The organism is Methylobacterium oryzihabitans, assembly GCF_004004555.2.
Taxonomy (GTDB): Bacteria; Pseudomonadota; Alphaproteobacteria; order Rhizobiales; family Beijerinckiaceae; genus Methylobacterium; species Methylobacterium oryzihabitans.
Map to the genome: position 1 here is coordinate 61,488 of NZ_SACP01000009.1, position 20,525 is coordinate 82,012.

Below are 20,525 nucleotides of genomic sequence, written 5' to 3' on the forward strand. Positions count from 1 at the left end.
GTCGGTCATGAATGCCCTCCCGCATTCGCTGCCCGCTCCGCCGCGGCGAGGCGGCGGGCGGTCGCGACGAGGTCGGGCATTGGCCAGTCGCGTTGCGCCAGCGACGGATCGCGTCCGAAGAAGACCTCGCGGGAGGCCCGGAAGAACCGGTCGAGCGGTTGGGTCAGGGCGGCGTAGGCGGGATGCCGGACGAGGAAGCCTGCCAGATCCTCACCCATCACCCGCCGACCATCCGTGCGGTCGAGGCCGCGATGGAGCGCCAGCAACGCCTCACGGTAGGCGGCCTCGGCGTCACGGCGGACGGCCTGCCGGCGCACCTGCCTCCAGGCCGCCGCAAAGGCCCGAGCCGGCCGATGCCGGAATGGCCACCACGCCCGGTCGCGGGCGAGAGCTAAGAGGCCCGCCAGGCCCAAGCCCGCGAAGGCCCAGGCGAGCGCACCGGGCAAGGCCGGATCACGGCGGGGATTCGGGCTCTCGGGCCGGAGATACTCCACCGGATCGGCGACCGGCGGGGGCTGGATCTCGCGCAAGGGCGACACGCCGATCGGCCAGCTCGGCACCTCGGCGACAGCGCTGGTCGTCGCGCGCGGAGCCTCGCTGGCGAAGGTCACGGTAAAGGCCGGGACGTCGAGGCGTCGTACGTCGAGGGCCGCGTAGAAGGTCTGGTAGGTGAGCGACAGGCGCCAGAGCCGGTTCCCGTCCCGCGCCGGCCCGGGCGCGACCGAGACCGCGGTGAGGTCGAGCCAGTAGGTCAGCGGCCCCGGCTTCGGCAGCGAGGCGGCTTGCGGCGCGAAGCCGTCCACGGCCTCGATCTCGACCGTGGCGCCGAAACGGTCGCCGACGAAGAGTCCGAACGGCCGCGGAGAGCGCACTACCACCGCCCCGATCTGAGCCTCGGCCGGCAACGGCAAGAGACCGGAGAGGAGAACAGATAGGAGTCCGGCCATCGCTACGACCGGGCTCTCCCGCGGAACCCGTGGCGGCTCGATTGCGCGCGTCCTCATGCGGCGGTCCAGAGCAGGTGGCGGGAGAAATCGTCGCCGTCGAAGCGGTCGGCGAGGCGATAGGGCGGTCTTCCGTGCCGGAGGGCGAGGCGACGAAAGGACTCCCTTCGCTCGGCCTCGCGGGCGAGCCAGCGCGTGCGAAGCGAGGGCCGCATCATCACCCGCCGTCGTCCGCCTCCTTCCAGGTCCTCCAGCTCGATCAGTCCGAAGGCCGGCAGGCCCTCATCGAGAGCGCCATCCTCAATGGCGACCGGGACGACGTCGTGGCCCTGGAGCCGCGCGAACAGGGCGCCGATCAGCGCCTCGGGCAGGCGGAAATCCGAGACCACCATCACGAGCTTGCGCCGTCCGGCGAGAGAGGAGGCCGCCGTAAGGAGGCCGTCGGCGCTCGTCCCCCGGGGCCGGATCGCCGCGAGCCTGTCCGCGACCACGTCGGCGGTTCCACGCCGGCGCGAGGCCGGAAGCATCAGGTCCGGCCCGGCACCGCAGCCGATGAGCCCGAAGGCGTCGCCGATCCGGGTCGCCGAGCGGGCGAGCGCGATGCAGAGTTCCGTCACCAGGTCCCAGGTCACGCCCGTACCGCGAAAGCGCATCGAGGCCGAGAGGTCGACGAGCGCCCAGACCTCCAGCGCCCGGCGCTCCTCGAACCGGCGCACCACCGTACCCTCGAACGGATCGCGCAGGGTCGCCCGCAGATCGATGCGGCGGGCATCGGGGTGGCGCCAGAACGGCACCTGGTCGCGAAAGACGCCGATGCCACCGATCTCGCGCGAGCGGTGGGCGCCGGGGCCCGGACCGGCGGCAGGGCCGCGCAGCCGGTAGAGGATGTCCCCGGTCACGGTGCCGGCACCCTGTCGAGCACCGCCCGGCACAGGGCCGGCAGAATGCTCTCCCGCCGCATCTCGTAGACCGGTTCGAGGAAGATCCGGTGCGCCATCGTCTCGGGAAAGACCGCGCGCAGATCCTCGGGCAGCAGCATGTCGCGGCCCTCGAGCCAGGCCCGGACCCGGGCGGCGCGAATCAGGAAGGCGACGCCGCGCGGACTCGCACCACCTTGGACCAGGGCGTCCATGGCGACGTCCGGCAGGGCGATGCCGGCCTGCCCCGGCTCCCGGATCGCCGACCACAGCCGGACGACGTACTCCTCGAGCGCCGGGCTCGCATGGATGCCGTGCTGGATCGCCGCCGCGATGCCGGCGACCGATGCCTGGTCGATCACGTCCTGGGCGACCTCCTGGATCAGTGCATCGGTGTCGTGGAAGAGCGGATCGAAGGCGAGGCGCCGGCGCATCCCCGGATCGGTCGGCGCCTCCATGCCGATCTCCATCAGGAACCGGTCGCGGGCGGCCGCCGGCAATTCGAAGGTCTCCTCGCGCTCGACCCGGTTGCGGTCGGCGAAGACCTGAAGATAGGGAAAACGGTACTCGCGGTTGAAGGCCGACACGCTGCGCTCGGCCATCAGCCGCAGGAGCAGGGAATGGACCTGGGGCCGCGCCCGGTTGATCTCGTTGAAGAAAAACACCGAGAGGTCTTCCGCCCGGCGCAGCACCGGGCCAGGCTCGATCCGTGGTCGGCCATCCTCCGCGAGGTAGGTGTGGTAGATGAGGTCGGCCGGCATCATGTCGACCGTGCCCTCGACGCGCTCGTAGGCGCCGCCGAGCGCCCTTGCCACCGCCCGCAGCAGGGTGGTCTTCCCGACGCCGACATCGCCCTCGAGCAGGACGTGGCCGCGGGCGAAGATCGCGATGGTGACGAGCCGGATCGCCCTTTCCTGGCCGATCACCGCCTTGGCGATCTCCGCTTCAAAGCGCAGGGCGACCTGGCGCCAGTCGGTCAGGGCCGCATCGGCCGGCCGGATCTGGTTCATGCGGATCGACGACTCCGGGACTGTCGCAGGCAGGGGGGAGCGCGGCGCGAGACGGCGCCGCGCTGACAGGGATCTACTGCGCCGCGATCTTGCTGACGTCGTATTCCCACTTGCCGGTCTTCTTGAAATTCTCGACGCGCTTCTTGTTGCGCTCCTCCATCGCCTTAATGGAATCGGATTGCTTGTTCAGCTCCTTGGGATCGTGCTTGGGATCGTACTTCGTCCCGGCGATCTTGTCGGGGAAGCCGGGCTTGGGCTCCCAGCAATCGCCGGCGGCCTTGCACTTCGTGCCGTCATAGGCGAGCGCGGGAACGGCCGCTCCGGCGAGCAGGGCGAGGGTCGCGGCGGCAAGGGTCAGGCGCATGGTTTTCCTCCTGTCGTCATCGTGTTCGAGGCGGGGGCCGGCGCACGGATCCGGCGGTGACACCCCGAGCCGCGCCCGCGGCCCGGGATCGGACGCCGTCAGGACTTGCCGCTTTTGGCGCACATCCCGGGCGGATCATCGGGGAAAGTCTCGCCGAGCTTGTAGGGGGTGTACTTCTTCTTCTGGTCGTCGTTCAGCCACTCGGCGTCCTTGACCGGTCCCGTGTAGAGGTGACGGACCCAGGCGGTGACCTGGAGCATGTCGTCGATGGTCAGGCTCTCGTTGTGCGGCCCCATCTGACCGTTGGCGCCGCCGAACACCGTCGAGAACAGACCGGCATCGGTCGTGTTCTGGGGATATGTCCAGTAATTATCGGCGAGGCCGGGGCCGATCTTGCCCTCGCCAATGTGGCCGTGACAGCCGGAGCAAGCGGCGAGGAAGGTCTGCTCGCCCTTCTTCAGGCAGCTCGCATCGGTGATGTAGGGGTTGTGGCCGGTGGAGAGGAACTGCTTCACGCCGGGCGTGTCCTTGCCCTCCGGCAGCACGTCGCTCAAGTCGAGCTTCTCGCCGGTGACGATGTTGCGCAGGTCGACGGCACTGCTCTGCGCCGTGGTGGCGCGCGGCAGGGCACCGAGGCCGGCGATGAGGATGACGAGCCCGAGACTGGCGCCGAGGGCGGTCCTACGCTGGATCATGAACGCTCGCTTCAAGTCGAGGGACCGCGCCGGGCGGTCCGAAGGATGAGATTGGGGACGAGGCTCAGGAGCCGGTCGGAACCGTCGGCACGCCCTCGTCCTTCAGGATCGCGTCGATCGCCGGGCGGGCCTTCACGAGGGCCTGGTCGAGGGCGGCGAGCAAGGCCTCGTTGCCGCGCCGCACGCCCATCGACTGGTCGAAGCGCATGGCGACCTTCTGGCCGTCGCTGCGGGCGGCGTCGTCCGCCACCAGGGTCATGCGCAACGGCACGGTCGATGCCTTGACGAAGCGGGCGACGTCCGGAGCGAAGGGCGCGGCGACGTCGGCCTTGCCGCTCGCGACCTCGCCGACGAGGCGGGCCGGATCGATCTGCGTGTACTGGTTGCGCGGCGAGCGGAAGTTCACGAGCGAGTAGAGGTAGGCCATGTCCTCCTCGTAGCGCCCGATGTTCTTCAGCATCGCCTCGCTCGGCGAGCCGAACGGCACCGCGACGTGGTTCACGTCCTTGAGGCGCGGGTCGGACCAGGAGGAAAGGTCGAGCCCGTCCTGCACCCGGGTCACGAAGACGTAGCCGCTGCGGTAATAGGGCTTGGTCGTCAGCACCCGCGGGTCGCCGGTATCGAGACCGGCAACGACGTCGCAGAGCTTCTTGTCGAGGAAGTCGCGCACCAGGTAGATCGCGGGCTTGTCCGACCACACGAACTGCACCTTGCGCCCCATGGCCTCGGCGACCGCACCGGCGATGCGGTTCTCGAGGCCGGTGCCGTCCTTGAGCGACAGCGGCGGCTGAGTCGCAGCGCAGACCCGCAGGACGGTGTCGTCTGGGCGCGCCGGAGCCGCGGCGGGCGCCTGGGCGGAGGGTGTCTGGGTGATCGTCTGTGCGAGGGCCGGAGTGGTCAGGCCGACGGCGGCGAGCGGCGCACAAAGGAGGGACCGGCGCAGATGTCCGAGCGATCTCAACATGATTGGATCCGTTGTCACGAGAGGCAGCGGGTCGCTCCTCCCCAAGTGGGGAGGAGCGCAAGTCGACGGCTCAGTTCGCCGAGTACTCGCCGACATTCGGGTCGTCGTAGGGACCCTTGCCGTCGAGGGAGAACACCGTCACGCCGCCACCCATCTGGGTGTAGTTAGCGAGCTTCTTGAAGGCGCCGACGGCACCGAGGCCGGCGGTGGGATCCTGCAGGTCGAAGACGAGGCCGACGCCCGGCCAGCCGCCGACGCCGTAGTAGATCGCCACGTATTGCGTGCCCTTGTGGGTGTAGGTCATCGGATAGCCGATGGCGCCGGACGGCAGCTTCGACTTCCAGAGCAGCTCGCCGGTGTCGGAGTTGCGAGCCTTGATGTAGCCGTCCAGCGTTCCGTAGAATACCAGATTGCCGGCCGTCGCCATGGTGCCGCCCCAGACCGCGAAGCGCTCCATCTTCTCCCATTTGAACTTGCCGGTGATGGCGTCGTAGGCCTTGATCTGGCCCAGACCCTCGGCGTTCTGGCGGTCGCCCTTCGGACCCGGATACATGTTCAGCGTCGCACCGACGAAGAACTGGCCGGCCCGGTAGGGCAGCATGAAGGGCTCCCAATCCATGCAGATGTGGTTGATGCCCATGAAGAAGAGCTTGCGATTCGGATCGTAGGAATCGTGGCCCTGATTGTGGTAACCCATCGCCGAGGGACAGATGTCCTTGGCGAGGTGGTCCATCCGGGTACCGTATTCCGGATCGCGCACCGGCAGACCGGACTTCAGATCGACGGTCTTGAAGACGTTGACGGTGTCGTCGATCTTGTGCGCCGAGACGAGGTCGCCGTTGGTGCGGTCGAGGGTGTAGACGATGCCGTTGCGGTCCGGGTGGGTCAGGAGCTTGCGCTCCTTGCCGGCGAGATCCTTCTGGGTCGACAGCATCATCACGTTGACGCCGGCATAGTCCCATTCGTCGTGCGGCGTCTTCTGGTAGCCGAACTTGGCCTCACCGGTATCGGCGTCGCGGCCGAAGATCGTCATCGTCCACTTGTTGTCGCCTGGCCGCATCGTCTCGTTCCACGGCGCCGGGTTGCCGGTGCCGAAGTAGATCAGGTTGGTGCCCGGGTCATAGGCGTACCAGCCCCAATTGGTGCCGCCGCCGATCTTCCAGGCGTCGCCCTCCCAGGTCGAGGTGCCCAGACCCTTCTGGCCGTAATGGGCGTTGTGGATGTTGAAATCCTTGGCCAGCAGCAGGTCGGGATCCGGGCCCGTGGCGTAGGCGCGCCACTTCTGCTCGCCGGTCTTGACGTCGTAGGCGGTGAGATAGCCGCGCACGCCGAGTTCGGCACCGGACGAGCCGATGATCACCTTGTCCTTGACCACGTAGGGGGCGATGGTGAGCGTCGAGCCGACCTTGATGTCGGAATTCTCGATCTTCCACACCGTCTCGCCGGTCTGGGCGTTGAGCGCCGCGACGTGACCGTCGAGCAGGGTCTTGAGGATCAGCGGCGGGGTCTTCCCGTCGCCCGGCCAGTAGGCGAGCCCGCGGTTGACGAGGTCGCAGCAGGCCACCGAGCGCGCGGCCGGGTTCTGCTTCGGCTTGTCCTGCCACAGGATCTTGCCCGGATCGTCGAGCCCGAGCGCGAAGGTGTTGTTCGGGAACGAGGTGTGGACGAACATCTTGCCGTCGACGACGAGCGGCGCGCCCTCGTGGCCGTTGAGCAGACCGGTCGAGAACTGCCAGGAGACCTTGAGGTTCTTGACGTTCTTGTCGTTGATCTGCGTCAGCTTGCTGTAATTGTCAGAGTCGTAGTTCTTCCCCGGCATCACCCAGTTTTCGTCGCTCTTCGACAGCTCGTCGAGCTTGTCGTTGGCGAGTGCGGCGTGCGGCACCGCGAGCGGTACCAGCGCCAGCAGCGCGGCCACCGAAACGGAATTCACGAACTTGCCCATGCTCTGCGTCTCCGGTCAGCGTTTCACGTCTCTGCGGCGCCCGGGCCGCGAGTCCGAACGTGTTCGCGTGATGAGGAACGGCAAGCTAGTGAGATCACGGCCAATTTCTCTTAATTTGGCCTTATATAATCCTCACTTCGCTCTCTTATAAGGAATTTATTACCTTCACTCACCGCAGTCACGTTAGCATCCGCAGATCTGGATGTCTTCAGTCTGTCGTTCGCACGTTTCGGGACAATGCGGCAAATGATCTGGATGTCATTCTTAGTGCAAATGCGAAATCAGATATATTACAATATGTAAATAAGAAACTTATTATTTTACCAAGTATTTGATTTTTACGTTGTATATCGCCACATCATCAATTATTGCGCCGCAGCAACGAACGCGCTACGACCGACCTTCAGCGAATTTTTCATCAAAACGCGATTGCGCAGACTTGAGGGCTATTGACTTAGTATGGCAATCGGTGCGTAGATGTTCGGCTGGTAGCTATTTTGGACCTATATTTCTAGTTTGGCATCGCCTATGTCTGCACAGCGCAAAAATTTCAAATCCTGCAATGTGCCAAATTTATTTATATCGTAAATCACGACAAATCTGCAAATACCATGTAAATGTGGCGCTTATAGGTGATCTAGATATTCAAATTTATGTTTTCAGCATGGGAGATATGGTGATAACTTCTATCGTTTAAATATCGATACCGTTTGTAGAAATATCTCTGCCAGTCCATAACCCGCTGGATCGGCCACCATGCCATCGTGTGCGCTCAGTTCTATCCATTTCGATAAGGTGTAAGATCCGGTGACTGCTGATGCGACACCGCGTCATAAAGTTCGTTCGCGCACACGTCTTCGGGGGCGACGCGCTGTGTCAAGCTACTCTCCGAAGCTACTCGCCGGGGCGGCCTTTCGTTCGAGGACCACGCCTGCCCGGCGCTGGCAATGGTCACGCGGCTTCACCGCCCCAACGGCGAACTGGAGCAGGAAACCGAGGCATATGGCATCCGCAGCTTCGTGTTCCGGGCTCGCCGCCCCCTGCATCCGCGCAAGTTCCACGATCTGGTTGCGCGGCTTCCCGGGCGTGATCCGGGCCTCGGGACCTTTCTGAATCGTCTCGCGCCCAGGCTGGATTGGCAAGCTCTCGATCACCGGACGAATCACCCGCACCGAAGGCCTCGGCTCCCGGTGGGCCGCCGTGCCGAAGGCGCGTTGGCCCACCAGCGAGGACTTCGCGTTCCTGATGCGCCGGCACTGAAGCCCGAGTCGGGGCGACCTGCGCCAGGAGAGCGTGGTCATCACCGGCCCGGACATGGCCGAGGGCGCGATCCGCGCCGCCCTCGATCCCTGTCTCGTCGGCAGCGTCACGACGGGGCTGACGAAGGCGCAGCAGTGCCTCGACGATCCATTCCCGGTCTGGGGATCGTGAGCGGAGGAGACGATCGCCCAGGCGTCTCCGACCTGTGCGCATGGGACCCGGCACCGTTCCGGGGCAGACACGGTCTGTCACACGATGGCAACAGACGGTATCCGATCCGGCCCGTCATCCGTTGGGACACGCGACCGCGATTGACAGCAGGGTGGACGATCCCCGACGACCGACAACGGTCAAGGTTCCCGTCATCCCCTGGATGGCGGGCTAAGAGGGAATCCGGTGCGGCGCGCCATGCGCTCAGGCCGGAGCTGTCCCCGCAACTGTAAGCGGTGAGCCATCCGTCGAGCAGGGTCACTGGTGCGCGAGCACCGGGAAGGCCGGACGGATGGCAGCGACCTGCGAGCCAGGAGACCTGCCCTGACCCTGTTTCGTCTCGTGGGCGGGGTGTCCCGGCGGGTCGCGCACATGCGCTGCCGGTGCCCGGCCGCGCATGCCTCGCGTCCTCGGTCATCCCCCTGCGATCCTCTCTCATGACGGTTCGGGGAAGGACCATCGGACTTGGAACGCAACTCGGAAAAACCTGGCGGGCCATCGCACCCGCCAGAGGTCGTCGATGACGGGATCGACCCGCTCGAGCTGTATGCCTCCGGCATCGATGCGTCTGACTACGTCGAGCGGATCGCCCCGCTGCTGCGGGCCGCTCTCCTGCGCGTCGGCGATCTCCTCGATGTCGGAGCCGGCGGCGGCCAACTCGGCGCAGCCTTGCGCGACCCGGACGCCGCCTGGACCGCGGTCGAGCCGGCGCCGGCCATGCAGGCCCGCCTGCGGGCGCTCGTGCCGCCGCCGGTCCTCGTGCCGGCGGCGTGGCGGGATGCCGGCCTGCCGGCCGGGGTCGCCGACACGGTGCTCGCCGCCAACATGCCGGGCCCCCTCACCGAGGCAGCCCCGTTCTTCGCGCGCTGCCGCACCTGGGCGCGACGCAACGTGGTCTGGCTGCTCCCGGCGCAGAACGGTCCCCGCGGTCTCTGCCTCGCCGGATGCCTGCCCCGCGAATGGCACGGCGAGGACGAGACCCCGGGCGTCGACATCGTCCTGAGACACCTGCCGAGCGCCGACCACCCGGCGATCGTCGCCCGGGTCGACTGGACCTTCCGGGCGATCGTGCCGAGCGTGCCGGGGATCGCCGCCTACCTCGCCGGCCGTCTCGGCTGGGAGGCCGACGACCCGCGCCGGCCCGCCTTGTCCGACCATCTCGCCGCCCAGGCCGAGCCGGCTCCCGGCGGCCATCGCCTCAGCGTCCCGCGCAGCTCGGACCTTCTCCTGTGGAGGACAAACTCGTGATGCCCCGCCATCTCCGGATGCTCGCGCTGGCGAGCGGATGCGTGCTGCCGGCTCTCGCCTTCGCACAGGACCAGGCCAATCTTCGCCTCGACGAGATCGTGGTCACCGCCACCGGCCGGCCGGAGCCCCGCTCCGAAATCGCCGGCACCGTGCAGGTCATCGACCACACGATGATCGAGAACTCCACGGGGAAGTCCGTCACCGACGTTCTCGCCGAGAACGCCGTCGGCTTCTTCTCGGAATGGACCCCGGGCCAGACCTCGATCAACATCCGTGGTGGCGCCACCGACGGCCAGGGCAAGGATTTCCGCAGCCAGGTCCTGGTGCTGATGAACGGCCGGCGCGCCGGCACCGCCAACCTGTCCAAGCTCTCGATCGCCGATGTCGAGCGCATCGAGATCGTGCGCGGTCCCTCCTCGGTGATCTACGGCAGCCAGAACATCGGCGGCGTGATCAACATCATCCTGAAGACTGGGCGGACCGCGCCCGGCACCCTGGTCGAGGGCATCGGCGGCGTCTGGGGCCTCGCTCAAGGGCGCGCCCAGACCGGCGGCGTGGCCGGGCCGTTCGACTACTATCTCGGCCTTTCGGGCGCCAAGCGCGACGATTACTATGCGGGCTCCGGCGACCGCATGGCCAACACCCAGTGGAACCGCATGGGGATCGCCGGGGCGTTGGGCCTGCAAATCGATCCGAACCAGCGCGTCGAGTTCACTTTGCGCACGGACGGGATCTACGGTGTCGGGTTCCGCGGCTCAGGCGGCAACCTCTACAGCCGCGACGACCGGATCAACGGCTCCTTCGACGCAAGCTATACCGGGCGGACCGAGGATGGCCGGGCGAGCCTGTTCGCGCAGGTCTACAGCGTCACCGACGAGGACCGCTTCAAGTGGGCCTCGCCGATCCAGCGCGGCGCCACCGGGCTGCCGGTGCCGGGCACCCGCGCGGATTTCAACACCCGCGACCTCGACATCCTCGGCACCCGCTTCCAGCCGCGCTTCAACCTGTTTTCCGGCAACGACGTGCTGCTCGGCTGGGATTGGGAAACGAGCCGGCTCCGCTCGGACCGCTTCCGGGCCGGCGTGCCGGGCAATCCCCTCGCCCAGGTCTCACCGCAGGACAACAACCAGACCGACCAGTTCCACGCCCTCTACCTGGAGGACACGCAGCGCCTGCTCGACGACCGGCTGGTGCTGCGCGCCGGCGTGCGCCAGACCTACGGCACGACAAGCTTCGATTTCACTCCCTACCTGACCGGCCAGATCAACGGCGCGCGGCCCTACGAAGCCACGACCTACTCGGTCGGCGCCACCTACAAGGCGACCGACTGGGCCGCGTTCCGGGTCGGCGCCTCCTCGGGTTTCCGGGCGCCGACGGCGACGGAGATCGCGGCGGACTACAACACCTTCGGCGGCGGCCGGATCTTCGGCAACCCGGCCATCCGCCCCGAGACGAGTGAGCAGGTCGAGGTCGGCACGACCCTGACTCATGGCGCGTCCCGGCTCGACGTGGCGCTGTTCCAGAACGTCATCTCGGACCGTATCACCACCCGCTCGCGCGGCGCTAACTCCAATACATCGGACTATATCAACAATCCAGGCGACGTCGTCATCCGGGGCATCGAGGTCCAGTACGAGACCGACATGATCCGGTCCATCGGCTGGGAGCCGGGGGTGTGGCACTGGCAGGCTTATGCCAATGGCAACTACAACTTCGACATGAAGGACGAGGGCGCGCGCGCCGTGCCGACGGCCAACACGTATCGGGTCGAGCGGGTCTACGAGTACCAGCTCGCGCTCGGCACCCGCTTCGGGCAGGCCGGCATCCGGTATCCCTGGACGATCCAGGTCCAGGGCGTGCTGAACGGCCCGGTCTGGTACAACACCGAGGAGAACCTGCGCGTGCCGGCGGCGGAGCCCTACCGCGACTACATCTGGCGCAAGGACCCGTTCGTGCTGGTCAACCTGCGCGGCGAGGTCGACGTGATGCCGGGAGTGAAGCTGTTCGCGCAGGTGCGCAACCTGTTCGACGTGAACTACCACCCGCTCTTCATCGCCATCGCCGGACAGCAGCCGACGCTGGCCGACCTGCGCTTCTACAATGGCGGCGGCGGCACCTCCGCGCCGGGTCGCGACGTGCAGATCGGCCTCCAGGCCCGGTTCTGACCGTGCGCGCCGCGATCCTCTGGGGCCGAAGCAGATTTCGCAAAAGTGGTCACCGGTTTTGCGGCGAAAATCTGCGACACGACCACCAACCAGGCAGACGAAGCGTTGGCGTGCCAATGCAAGTCTGCCTCGTACTCCTCGGCCTCGCCGCCACGCTCGTCGCGGCGCGCCCCGCCAGGCCCGAGCCGATCCACCTCGTCGATGCGCTGGGGCGGCACGTCGTCCTGCCGGCGCCACCGCGCCGGATCGTGACAATCTTCTCGTCGAACACCGAGCTGGTGGCCGCCCTCGGGCTGACCGATCGGATCGTCGGCATCGACGCGCTGACCCGCTACCCACCGGAAGCGGCGGCGAAGCCCGTCGTCGGCGGCCGGCTCGGCTTCTCGGTGGATGCCGTGGTGGGCCAGGAGCCCGATCTGGTTCTGGTCACACCGGCGCGCCAGGCGGCCCATCTCCTGCTCGCTCCGATGGAGCGGCTCGGCGTGCCCACCCTCGTCCTGACGAGCCGCACCCTCGGCGAGGTCCTCGACAACATCCGCCTCGTCGGACGGGCGACCGGGGAGCCGGCGCGCGGGACCGCCGTCGCCAACACCCTGGCGGTCCGTCTCGCGCGAGTCGCCGGGGCGGTCGCGGGGCGGCCCTGCCCGCGCCTCGTCCTGGTGACGGCGCGGCTCGGGAACGGGCTCGTCCTCGCCGCGCGGGCGGGCACCTACACGGCCGACGCCGTCGCCCGGGCCGGGGGCTGCCTGGCGCTGACCGGATCCGGCAGTCTCGCCCAGGTCTCGCCGGAGGCCCTGCTCGCCGCCGATCCGGACGTCCTGCTCCTGGCGGGCCGCGACGCCGAGCTGCGCGAGCTGACGGCCCGGCCCGGCTTTCGCGACATGCGCGCGGTTCGCGAAGGCCGGGCGCATGTCGTGCCCCGCGCCGAATTCCTGATCCCCGGGCCGCGCACCGTGGACGGGATCGAGCGCCTCGCGGCGCTCCTGCACCCGAACCCCGAAGGGCATCCATGAGCGCGCTCCATCCATGAGCATCCCCTTGCGCATCGCGAGCCGGCTCGTGCCGCTCCTCGTCCTCGCGCTCGCCTTCGGCATCGCGGCCGGGCACGACTGGGCCGGGCCAGCCAGGATCGTCCGGGCGCTCGGCGGCGCCGACGACCTGCGCTCGCGCCTGCTCCTCGAGTGGCGGCTGCCCCGCGTCCTTGCCGCCGCTGTGGTCGGCAGCCTCTTGGGGCTCGGCGGAGCGATCTTCCAGGGCGTGTTCCGCAACCCCCTCGCCGAACCCTACCTGCTCGGCTCGGCCGGCGGCGCGGCGATCGGGGCGACAGTGGCGCTGCTCGTTCCCCTCGGCCTGCCCTCCTCCCTGGCGCTCGGCGGGTTCTCCTTCCTAGGGGCCTGGGGGGCGACTCTCATGGTCCTTGCCGTCGCCCGGGGCGCCGGCACGCGCGATGCCGCCGGCCTGCTGCTCGCCGGTGTCGCGGTCGCGGCGATGCTCGGGGCGGTCCGCTCCTTCCTGATGCTCGCCCTCTCCGACGAGAGCGTCAGCCTCCAGGTCGTGCTGAGTTGGACGCTGGGGGGCGTCCAGACGCCGACCTGGGAGGGGCTGGCCTGGCTCGCCGGACTCTCGGGCCTCGCCCTCGGGGCAAGCCTGCGCCTTGCGCACGGCCTCGACCTCCTCGGCCTCGGCGAGGATCAGGCGCAGGCCTTCGGCCTCGACACGGCACGCTTCGTCGCCCGGGCGATCCTGGTCGGCGCCGCCATCGTCGCCCTGGCGGTAGCCTATGGCGGCCTCGTCGCTTTCGTGGGATTGACCGCGCCGCACGTGGCCCGTTGGTGGGTCGGGCCGCGCCATCGCGGCTTGCTGCCGGTCTCGGCGGCCATCGGCGCGCTCCTCGTCATGGTCTGCGACGGGCTCGCCCGCTCGGTACTGCCGCCGGCGGAGATCCCGCTCGGGCTCGTGACGGCCGCCGCGGGTGGTCCCTTCTTCCTGTTCCTCCTGCGCCGGCGGATGCGGGCATGACCCGGCTTCGCGCGGACGACCTCGTCGTGACGGCCGGCCCTCGCCGCCTGCTGGACGCCGTATCGGTCGATCTCGCCCCGGGGAGCCTCGTCGGGCTGATCGGGCCGAACGGAGCCGGAAAGTCGACGCTGCTGCGCGCCCTCGCCGGCCTGCTGCGTCCCGCCGCCGGCCGCGTCACGCTCGACGGGGCGCCCCTCGCAGACCTTCCGCTGCCCGAGCGCGGCCGCCGCATCGGCTACCTGCCCCAGAGCTTCCAGCCGGCCTGGGACTACACCGTCCGGGAAGTGATCGAGCTCGGCGCAAGCCGCCGTCCCGGCGCCTCGCTCGCGATCCCGGATATTCTGCACGACCACGATCTCGCCGGGCTCGCCGAAAGCTGCTGGTCGCAGATCTCCGGCGGCGAGCGGGCCAGGGCGCTGCTCGCGGCCACCCTCGTCGCCAGGCCGGACGTCGTCCTTGCCGATGAGCCCGGCGCGAGCCTCGATATCGGCCATCGCCTCGACCTGATGCGCCGCCTGCGGGACTGGGCCCGGCACGGGATCGTGGTCGTCGTCCTGCACGACCTCGACCGCGCGGTCCTCGATTGCGACCGGCTCGTGCTGCTGGAACGCGGCCGGATCCTATGCGACGGGGCCGCCGCGACGGTCGCGGTTTCGCCGGAGCTCGATCGTGTGTTCGGCGTGCGCTTCGAGCGAGGCCATCTCTCTTCGACGATGGATTCCTACCTGCCGATCACGCGCCGAACGTGATTCCCCTGAAGCGCGGCCGTTTCGCCCGAGCCGACGTCGCCTCGCTGTGTGTCGCGAGATTCCATCGTCCTGATGCCATGAATGCTGACCCGTCCGCGAGCATCCGGACAACCAGAGGCTCGCGCCGATCAGGCCCCCGATTCAAGCCCGGGTAAAGCTCAGAGGATTGGATCAAGCCGCCCGGCGGCCGTGGGCCTTGCCTCGGCGTGAGACCCCGAGGCCCTTGCGGGCATCACACTTGAGACCGTGGCTATGCCAGCCCTCGACAGGCGCCTGTTGCCAGCCGCGATGGCAGCCGTGAGCCGCAGCCGGGCCGATCCACAAAACCGTCAGCAGGCCGATCGAAGCAGCAAGGGTGCGCATGAGGTAATCCTTTCAGGCGAAGGAGATCGGGCGTCAGAACCGGCCGGCCAGGGTCAGTCGAACGGCCGTCGGCTCAACCGGGTGGAAGTGCCGGTCGGCAACGCCGGCAGCGTCCTCTCCCGGCAGGCGGGACACGTAGTAGTAGGTGATCTGGTCGGCTTTGGCGTTCGTCAAGTTCAGCACGTCGAGGGAGAGGCTGACGCCATTGTCGAAGTTGTAGCCAACCCGGCCGTTGAGGAGTGCCGTCGGCTTCGAGCGCACCGAGTTGTCCTCGATCAGGGGACGCGGTCCGAAGTAGCGGAAGCGCAAGGATCCGAACCAGCCCAGGCCCTCGCCGAAGGTGATGCCGGCCGAGGCGATGGTCGTCGGCGCCTCCGGCACCCGCTGGCCGACCGGATCGCGGTCGGAGAACCGGGCATTGGTGATCGTCAGGTCGCCTTCGAGCGCCAGCCAGGGCGTGACGGCGTAGTGGTTGCTCCACTCGATGCCGAAGCGGCGGGTCGGTCGGCTCGGCTCGGTGGTGCCGGTGTCGCCCTGGAACAGGTTCTCGGAGGCGAAGTCGAGCCGGAACAGGGCGAGACTGGTCTCCAGCCCGGCGATCGAGCGATTGCGGATCCCGACCTCGTAGCCCGTCGAGGGCACCAGGAACGGCGAGCGGGAGACGTTGAACAGCGGACTGACCGGATCGACCGTCGCGGTGACGCCGCGTGCGTCGTTCGAATGGAAGCCGCCGCCATAGTTCACGTACAGCTCGGTGTCGCGCCACGGCCCGAACACCGCCCCGAGCTTCGGATTGACGATGCCGTCGCGGGCGCGACCCGAATTCGCCGGTGTGTCGGAGCGGACATCGGCATAGTAGCCGTCGGCCCGGAAGCCGACGCTGGTGCGCAGCCAGTCGGTCCAGCGCACCCGGTTCTCATAGTAGAAAGCGGCGCTCGCTTCCAGCACCCGGTCGTCCAGTACCGTCGAGCGATACTGCCGCGCCGTCGTGTTGAACAGGCCGACCCGGATGTCGTCGGTGCGGGTCTGCACGCCGAACTCGTTCTCTATGGCGAGCCCGAACAGGTCGCCCTGGAACACGCGCGAGATTTCACCGCCGCCGAGCACGCGGCTGTCGCGCTGGCGGAATTGGTCGCCGTTGACCGGATCGTTTAGGAAATACGTGAAGTTGTTCCAGAGGTTCATCTGGTATCGGATCACGTAGGCCGAGGCCCGCGTGATGCCGCTGTCATCCGACTGGCTCCAGCGCCCCGACAGCGAGAAGCGCCCGGTATCGCCGCCATCGCTCGGGTCGAGGGTGCCGTAGCGACCGATGATCCCCTCCGCCACCGCCCGCTCGGGAATCTGATTGGTGGCATTCCACTTGGCCCAGTAGGCCATGCCGGTGACCGCAAAGCCGTCGAGCGGCGTACCCTGGCTGTAGCGCACCACGCCGTTGAACTTGCGGAGGGTATCAGGCACCACCCACGGGCCGTCATAGGTCTGCGCCTCGCCCGCCACGAGCAGGTTGCCCGCGCCGAGCGGTGCCGACGCGGCCGAGAGGGCTCGCTTAAGACCGAAGCTGCCCAACGTCGTCAGCGCGATGTTGCGGTTGAGCTTGTCGAGATAGTCGATCCGCACCGAGCCGGCCGAGGCGAAGTCACCGTCGCGCACGAAGTACGGGCCCTTGTGGAACTCGACCGCGCCGACGAGCTCGGGGATCAGGAAGTTGAGATCGGCGTAGCCCTGGCCGTGGGCATGGGTGCGCATGTTCACCGGCATGCCGTCGACGTTGATGGCGATGTCGGTGCCGTGGTCGAGGTTGAAGCCACGCAGGAAGTACTGGTTGGCTTTGCCCTCACCCGAGTGCTGCGTGATGATGAGGCCCGGCACTTCCTCCAGCACCTCGCCGGGTCGGGTCACCGGGCGGCTGTTGATCTGCGCCCCCGTGATGATGCCGGCACTTGCAGCATCAAACGGTCGAAGCGCGCCGCCGATGCCGGTGACGCCGCCGACATAGCCGGCGCTGGGGTTAGGTGTGCCCGATGACGTGGCGGCCGGTGCTTCCGGTGCGACCGTGATCTCGGAGAGCGCGATGGTATCTGCGGTCTCGGTCACCGCCGGCGCGGCCCAGGCGTGGGAGGCGACCAGCAGGACGCTGGCGGAGCTGAGCAGGCTGTATCGACGCACCCTGTGGGCAGATGACAAGGTAGAGCGGGCCAACGACGTTCCAGAAGCGGCATCGAGGCGTGCCCCTCGCACGTCCCGCGTATGAGAAATCTACGCAAAGTTCACACCGCCGGCTGTGGCCGGCGGTCCTCAGTGGCCAGCGTTGTCACCGTGCGGGTGCGGGTGGTTGGCCGGTTCGGCGCTGTTCTCGGGAATGAGGTGCAGGTGGCCGTAGCGCACACCCCGCTGGGTGATGATGCGATCGGCGTAAGCCTGCATGGCCGGCACAGATCCATGCAGCACCGCTACTTCCAGGCAATCGTCCCTGGTCAGATGCACATGCATGCTGGCGATAGACACCCCGTGGTGGTGTCCTTCATCGGTGAGACGGCGTGCCAGGTCGCGGGTGCCATGATTGTAGACGTAGCTCAGCGTCCCGTAGTAGGACGCAGCGCCCGCCTGATCGCCCTGGGATGGGGCGACCGCATCGCGGACGAGGTCACGCACGGCCTCCGAGCGGCTACCATAGCCGCGTTCGGTACACAGACGATCCATCGCCGCCAGCAACTCGTCGTCAATGGTGATCGTGATGCGCTGCATGCCCGCTCCGTCAACTGCTCGATGGCTTTGGTAGGAGCATGGCGAGCGCGTGAACAGCTAGGGGAATGGCGCGCCTTCGCGCGGCTCATGCCCCAGCGGTCATTCCATCACATGAACTGGCATGTAAGAAAAACGACCTGTTCCTGACAGCCAGAAGAGCCTTCGGCGGTGACGCACTTGACGCCAGAGCCCGGCGACGCAGCGAATGTCAAGGAGCCTGTCATGAAATCAAATGTCTGGAAAATCCTCGCGACCGGACATTCCTGACATAGTTTGCGAGGAACCGCTTTGGGTCACTGCCGGACCCTCCCCTGCCCCGGCAGATATCCTGCCGTAGCACGCAGGGCCTCGACGATGTCGCGGTGAAGCAGGAGCATCCATCCCACACAAACCTTCGAAGGCGCCGACCGAACCGCCCGCATAGTGTCGAAGTCGCACCTCGGTTCGTTCGGCTTTGCGCATTGCCGGACGCCCTTGTCGTCGTCGGCCCCCTCCCCTACCCCCGTAGGAAATCTGCCGTCGCACGCAGGGCCGAGGCAAAGCAGCGGAAGTCGAACATAGTGACGCTTTAGAGACGCAAGGGGGTGAGCCTTCGATGGCGTTGATTAGGCGGTTGGCAGCGGATCGGTGCCTTCGCTCAGGATAGCGAGGTAGCGGCGATAGCCGAAGACGCGGCCGCGCCGGCGGCCGGTCACCTCTTCGACGATGCCGAGCCGCTGTAGATCAGCGAGCGCCGCGTTGACTGTCGGCGAGGACAGCCCCGTCCTTTCGACGAGCTGATTACTCGTGACATACGGGTTCTGCTGCATGAGGTCGTGGATTCGCAGCGCCGAGCCCGCTCGCTCACTCTGGGCTGTGATGAGCTCGCGGTCCTGCTTGAACAGATCAACGATGCGCCTCGCCGCATCGAAGGCTTGATTGGCCGTCTCGGCGACACCGTCAAGGAAGAACTCGAGCCAAGCCTCCCAAGAGCCGTGCTCGCGCACCTCTTGCAACAGGCGATAGTAATCGGTTCGCCGAGTCTTGAGATACAGGCTTAGATAGAGAAGTGGCTTCTGCAGCACGCCGTGCACGCAGAGGTAAAGCGTCACGAGTAGGCGGCCGATACGGCCGTTGCCATCAAGGAATGGGTGTATTGTTTCAAACTGAACGTGAATGAGCCCAGCTTTTATCAAGGCGGGAAGCCTCGACTGGTTCTCGTGCATGAAGGCTTCCAGCGCGCTGAGTGTCGCGTCGAGCTCGGTAGCGGGTGGTGGAACGAAGAGGGCGTTGCCCGGTCGGCTGCCACCGATCCAGTTCTGAGAGCGACGAAACTCGCCTGGGCTCTTGGTGCCGCCGCGCCCGCTTTGAAGGAGGCGGGCGTGCATCTCGCGGATGAGCCGGAGCGACAGCGGCAGTTCGTCGAGACGCTCGAGCCCAAACATCATCGCGTCGACATAGTTTGAAACTTCACGGATATCATCGATCGGCTCGCCGGCCTGCGCTTCGGTTTCGAACCGGAGCAGGTCCGAGAGCGTCGACTGCGTACCCTCGATCTGCGACGAAAGAACCGCTTCCTTCCGGACGTACATGTAAAGGAACAGTTCTTGGCGGGGCAGGAGCATGGTGATTCCGTCGAGCCGCCCCAGTGCTCGTTCGGCGACGCTCAGGCGCTCAAGGAGGGAGAGTACGTCGATTGGCGGCTCGGGCGGGAGTGGCGGCGGCACAAAAGCACGGACAACCTCGCCGGCGACGGGCGTGTCAAGGAACCGGCCGAGCCGACGGTTGGTCTGAGAGATGTCAGTCATGCCGCCAATCTTGGCCGATGAGCGTTATTAAAGCAATTCGGGGTTTTTTTAAATAAGATGGATGCTAAGGTAGGCGCCCTTAAATAAGGGACGCGCAGCTGTCGAGTCACTCCCAGAGAGGCAGGAGTCGCACTCTGTGGCGGTCGATTGGCGGCATGCTGTCTGCTCCTTCCGCAAAGTGGCTCGTCAACTGGAACACCTTCCATAAGGAAGTGCCGCTTAAAGCCTGCGAGTTCTAGGGCAGCAGGGGAATTGGCGCAGCTTCTCAGATCAGTCAGACGGCCTTACCGCGGTATGGAGGCTTGGGCTTCGAGTGACGCCAACCGAGCGGCCAACGGCCGGCAGTCTGGTAGCTGTCAAGCAATCGCCTTAAACCAGAGCCGCTCCTCACTTATGACAGGCGACGTTGGCCCCCTGCCTGTTACGGGCACCAGTACGTGGCGCGCTGCTGGTAGGCCCGGAAACCCGGCTTGTATGGAATGGCGAGCACTTCCCGTATCAGGATATAAGCCACGTTGCCGTTGGGCGATGCGAGCGACGCAAGGGTACAACGATAGCGATCGGTTCGGCCAGCCCGTTCAATCCAGACCGGCCCCTTTACGAGTTGGTGCAAGCGTCCAGAAGCAAGCAGGCCTTAGGCCAGTTCGGTTTTGCAGCGGGGTTTCGAGATCTCCGGCGCGTCCGGCTCGTTTAGTGCCCTGCGGCTGAAGTATGCGGCAGAGGAACGCCTGCTGGAAGGTGCCGATGGCCTAACGCGTGCCCACCATCTTGGAGTTGCGCGAGGAGGGACGAGGCGAGCTCAGAGCTGGGCTCTTCGGCGCAAAACTACTCAGGGCCTGACCTTGAGAGCCAGGATCGTGGTGTTGGCTGCCGACGGTCTAAGCAATACCGCCATCTCGGCCACCTCGCCGCTGGCAAGCATACGGTTGGCGAGTGGCGCCAGCACTTCGCTACTCAGCGAGTGGATAGCCTGCTCGACGAACCCCGCTCCGGTGCACCGCTTCGAATCGGCAACGAACAGGTCGCCGAATTGATCGACCGCACGCTCTACCAGCGGTCGCGGGGAGCCGTTCACTGGAGCCAGCGCAGCATGGTCTAGGCCAATGAGGTGTCGGGCACGACGGTTAGGCGAGTATG

The 20,525-nt window shown here is 66.9% G+C and carries 18 protein-coding genes and 1 riboswitch; of the genes, 6 read left to right on the forward strand and 12 right to left on the reverse strand.

Annotated features, from left to right (window positions below; all coding sequences use genetic code 11):
* Positions 1-5 precede the first annotated feature (5 nt).
* The 8 genes from EOE48_RS10885 to EOE48_RS10920 all read right to left on the reverse strand — a co-directional run bounded on the left by EOE48_RS10885 (position 6) and on the right by EOE48_RS10920 (position 8,140).
* Complete coding sequence (locus EOE48_RS10885) at positions 6-878, reverse strand: nonribosomal peptide synthetase MxaA (RefSeq protein ID WP_342791832.1); 873 nt, start codon at positions 876-878, stop codon at positions 6-8.
* 122 nt (positions 879-1,000) lie between these two features.
* On the reverse strand, positions 1,001-1,843 hold the full coding sequence (locus EOE48_RS10890) for a DUF58 domain-containing protein (protein ID WP_246154141.1): 843 nt from the start codon (positions 1,841-1,843) through the stop codon (positions 1,001-1,003).
* Entirely contained in the window at positions 1,840-2,871 is a 1,032-nt protein-coding gene (locus tag EOE48_RS10895) for an AAA family ATPase (RefSeq protein WP_127728830.1), read from the reverse strand. Before EOE48_RS10895 ends, EOE48_RS10890 begins: the two co-directional genes overlap by 4 nt.
* A 73-nt stretch (positions 2,872-2,944) precedes the next feature.
* Positions 2,945-3,235: a methanol dehydrogenase [cytochrome c] subunit gene (locus EOE48_RS10900; RefSeq protein WP_127728832.1), complete on the reverse strand. Its 291-nt coding sequence runs from the start codon at positions 3,233-3,235 to the stop codon at positions 2,945-2,947.
* Between the two features lie 98 nt (positions 3,236-3,333).
* On the reverse strand, positions 3,334-3,930 hold the full coding sequence (gene moxG / locus EOE48_RS10905) for a cytochrome c(L), periplasmic (RefSeq protein WP_127728834.1): 597 nt from the start codon (positions 3,928-3,930) through the stop codon (positions 3,334-3,336).
* 64 nt (positions 3,931-3,994) lie between these two features.
* On the reverse strand, positions 3,995-4,894 hold the full coding sequence (moxJ, locus tag EOE48_RS10910; RefSeq protein WP_127728836.1) for a methanol oxidation system protein MoxJ: 900 nt from the start codon (positions 4,892-4,894) through the stop codon (positions 3,995-3,997).
* 70 nt (positions 4,895-4,964) lie between these two features.
* Positions 4,965-6,839: a methanol/ethanol family PQQ-dependent dehydrogenase gene (locus EOE48_RS10915; RefSeq protein ID WP_127728838.1), complete on the reverse strand. Its 1,875-nt coding sequence runs from the start codon at positions 6,837-6,839 to the stop codon at positions 4,965-4,967.
* Positions 6,840-7,720: 881 nt separating this feature from the next.
* Positions 7,721-8,140 carry a hypothetical protein gene (locus EOE48_RS10920; protein ID WP_127728840.1) on the reverse strand — a complete coding sequence of 140 codons (420 nt, stop codon included), beginning with the start codon at positions 8,138-8,140 and terminating at the stop codon, positions 7,721-7,723.
* On the opposite strand from EOE48_RS10920, the gene EOE48_RS29145 reads away from it, so the two are divergent.
* The 6 genes from EOE48_RS29145 to EOE48_RS10945 all read left to right on the forward strand — a co-directional run bounded on the left by EOE48_RS29145 (position 8,133) and on the right by EOE48_RS10945 (position 14,490).
* A complete protein-coding gene (locus EOE48_RS29145; protein WP_187371380.1) occupies positions 8,133-8,270 on the forward strand; it encodes a hypothetical protein in 138 nt (45 codons plus the stop codon). The genes EOE48_RS10920 and EOE48_RS29145 overlap by 8 nt on opposite strands.
* 165 nt (positions 8,271-8,435) lie before the next feature.
* A riboswitch (cobalamin riboswitch) is annotated at positions 8,436-8,650 on the forward strand.
* Between the two features lie 124 nt (positions 8,651-8,774).
* Positions 8,775-9,557, forward strand: a complete 783-nt coding sequence (locus EOE48_RS10925; protein ID WP_127728842.1) for a hypothetical protein — start codon at positions 8,775-8,777, stop codon at positions 9,555-9,557.
* Positions 9,557-11,722, forward strand: coding sequence for a TonB-dependent receptor (locus EOE48_RS10930; RefSeq protein ID WP_127728844.1), 2,166 nt, complete (start codon positions 9,557-9,559; stop codon positions 11,720-11,722). The genes EOE48_RS10925 and EOE48_RS10930 overlap by 1 nt, the downstream gene beginning before the upstream one ends.
* Before the next feature lie 116 nt (positions 11,723-11,838).
* Positions 11,839-12,735, forward strand: coding sequence for an ABC transporter substrate-binding protein (locus tag EOE48_RS10935; protein ID WP_127729051.1), 897 nt, complete (start codon positions 11,839-11,841; stop codon positions 12,733-12,735).
* 13 nt (positions 12,736-12,748) lie between these two features.
* Positions 12,749-13,741 carry a FecCD family ABC transporter permease gene (locus EOE48_RS10940; RefSeq protein ID WP_127728846.1) on the forward strand — a complete coding sequence of 331 codons (993 nt, stop codon included), beginning with the start codon at positions 12,749-12,751 and terminating at the stop codon, positions 13,739-13,741.
* Entirely contained in the window at positions 13,738-14,490 is a 753-nt protein-coding gene (locus EOE48_RS10945; protein WP_127728848.1) for an ABC transporter ATP-binding protein, read from the forward strand. The genes EOE48_RS10940 and EOE48_RS10945 overlap by 4 nt, the downstream gene beginning before the upstream one ends.
* Before the next feature lie 396 nt (positions 14,491-14,886).
* On the opposite strand, the gene EOE48_RS10955 is transcribed toward EOE48_RS10945, so the two are convergent.
* The 4 genes from EOE48_RS10955 to EOE48_RS29150 form a co-directional block, all read right to left on the reverse strand.
* Positions 14,887-16,950, reverse strand: coding sequence for a TonB-dependent receptor (locus EOE48_RS10955; protein ID WP_425463650.1), 2,064 nt, complete (start codon positions 16,948-16,950; stop codon positions 14,887-14,889).
* Between the two features lie 201 nt (positions 16,951-17,151).
* Positions 17,152-17,601: a nickel-responsive transcriptional regulator NikR gene (gene nikR / locus EOE48_RS10960; protein ID WP_127728850.1), complete on the reverse strand. Its 450-nt coding sequence runs from the start codon at positions 17,599-17,601 to the stop codon at positions 17,152-17,154.
* Positions 17,602-18,206: 605 nt separating this feature from the next.
* Positions 18,207-19,388 (reverse strand): Fic family protein, encoded by a 1,182-nt coding sequence (locus EOE48_RS10965; RefSeq protein ID WP_127728852.1) that lies wholly within the window; start codon positions 19,386-19,388, stop codon positions 18,207-18,209.
* Positions 19,389-20,217: 829 nt separating this feature from the next.
* Complete coding sequence (locus EOE48_RS29150; protein WP_187371381.1) at positions 20,218-20,463, reverse strand: hypothetical protein; 246 nt, start codon at positions 20,461-20,463, stop codon at positions 20,218-20,220.
* Between the last annotated feature and the right edge of the window lie 62 nt (positions 20,464-20,525).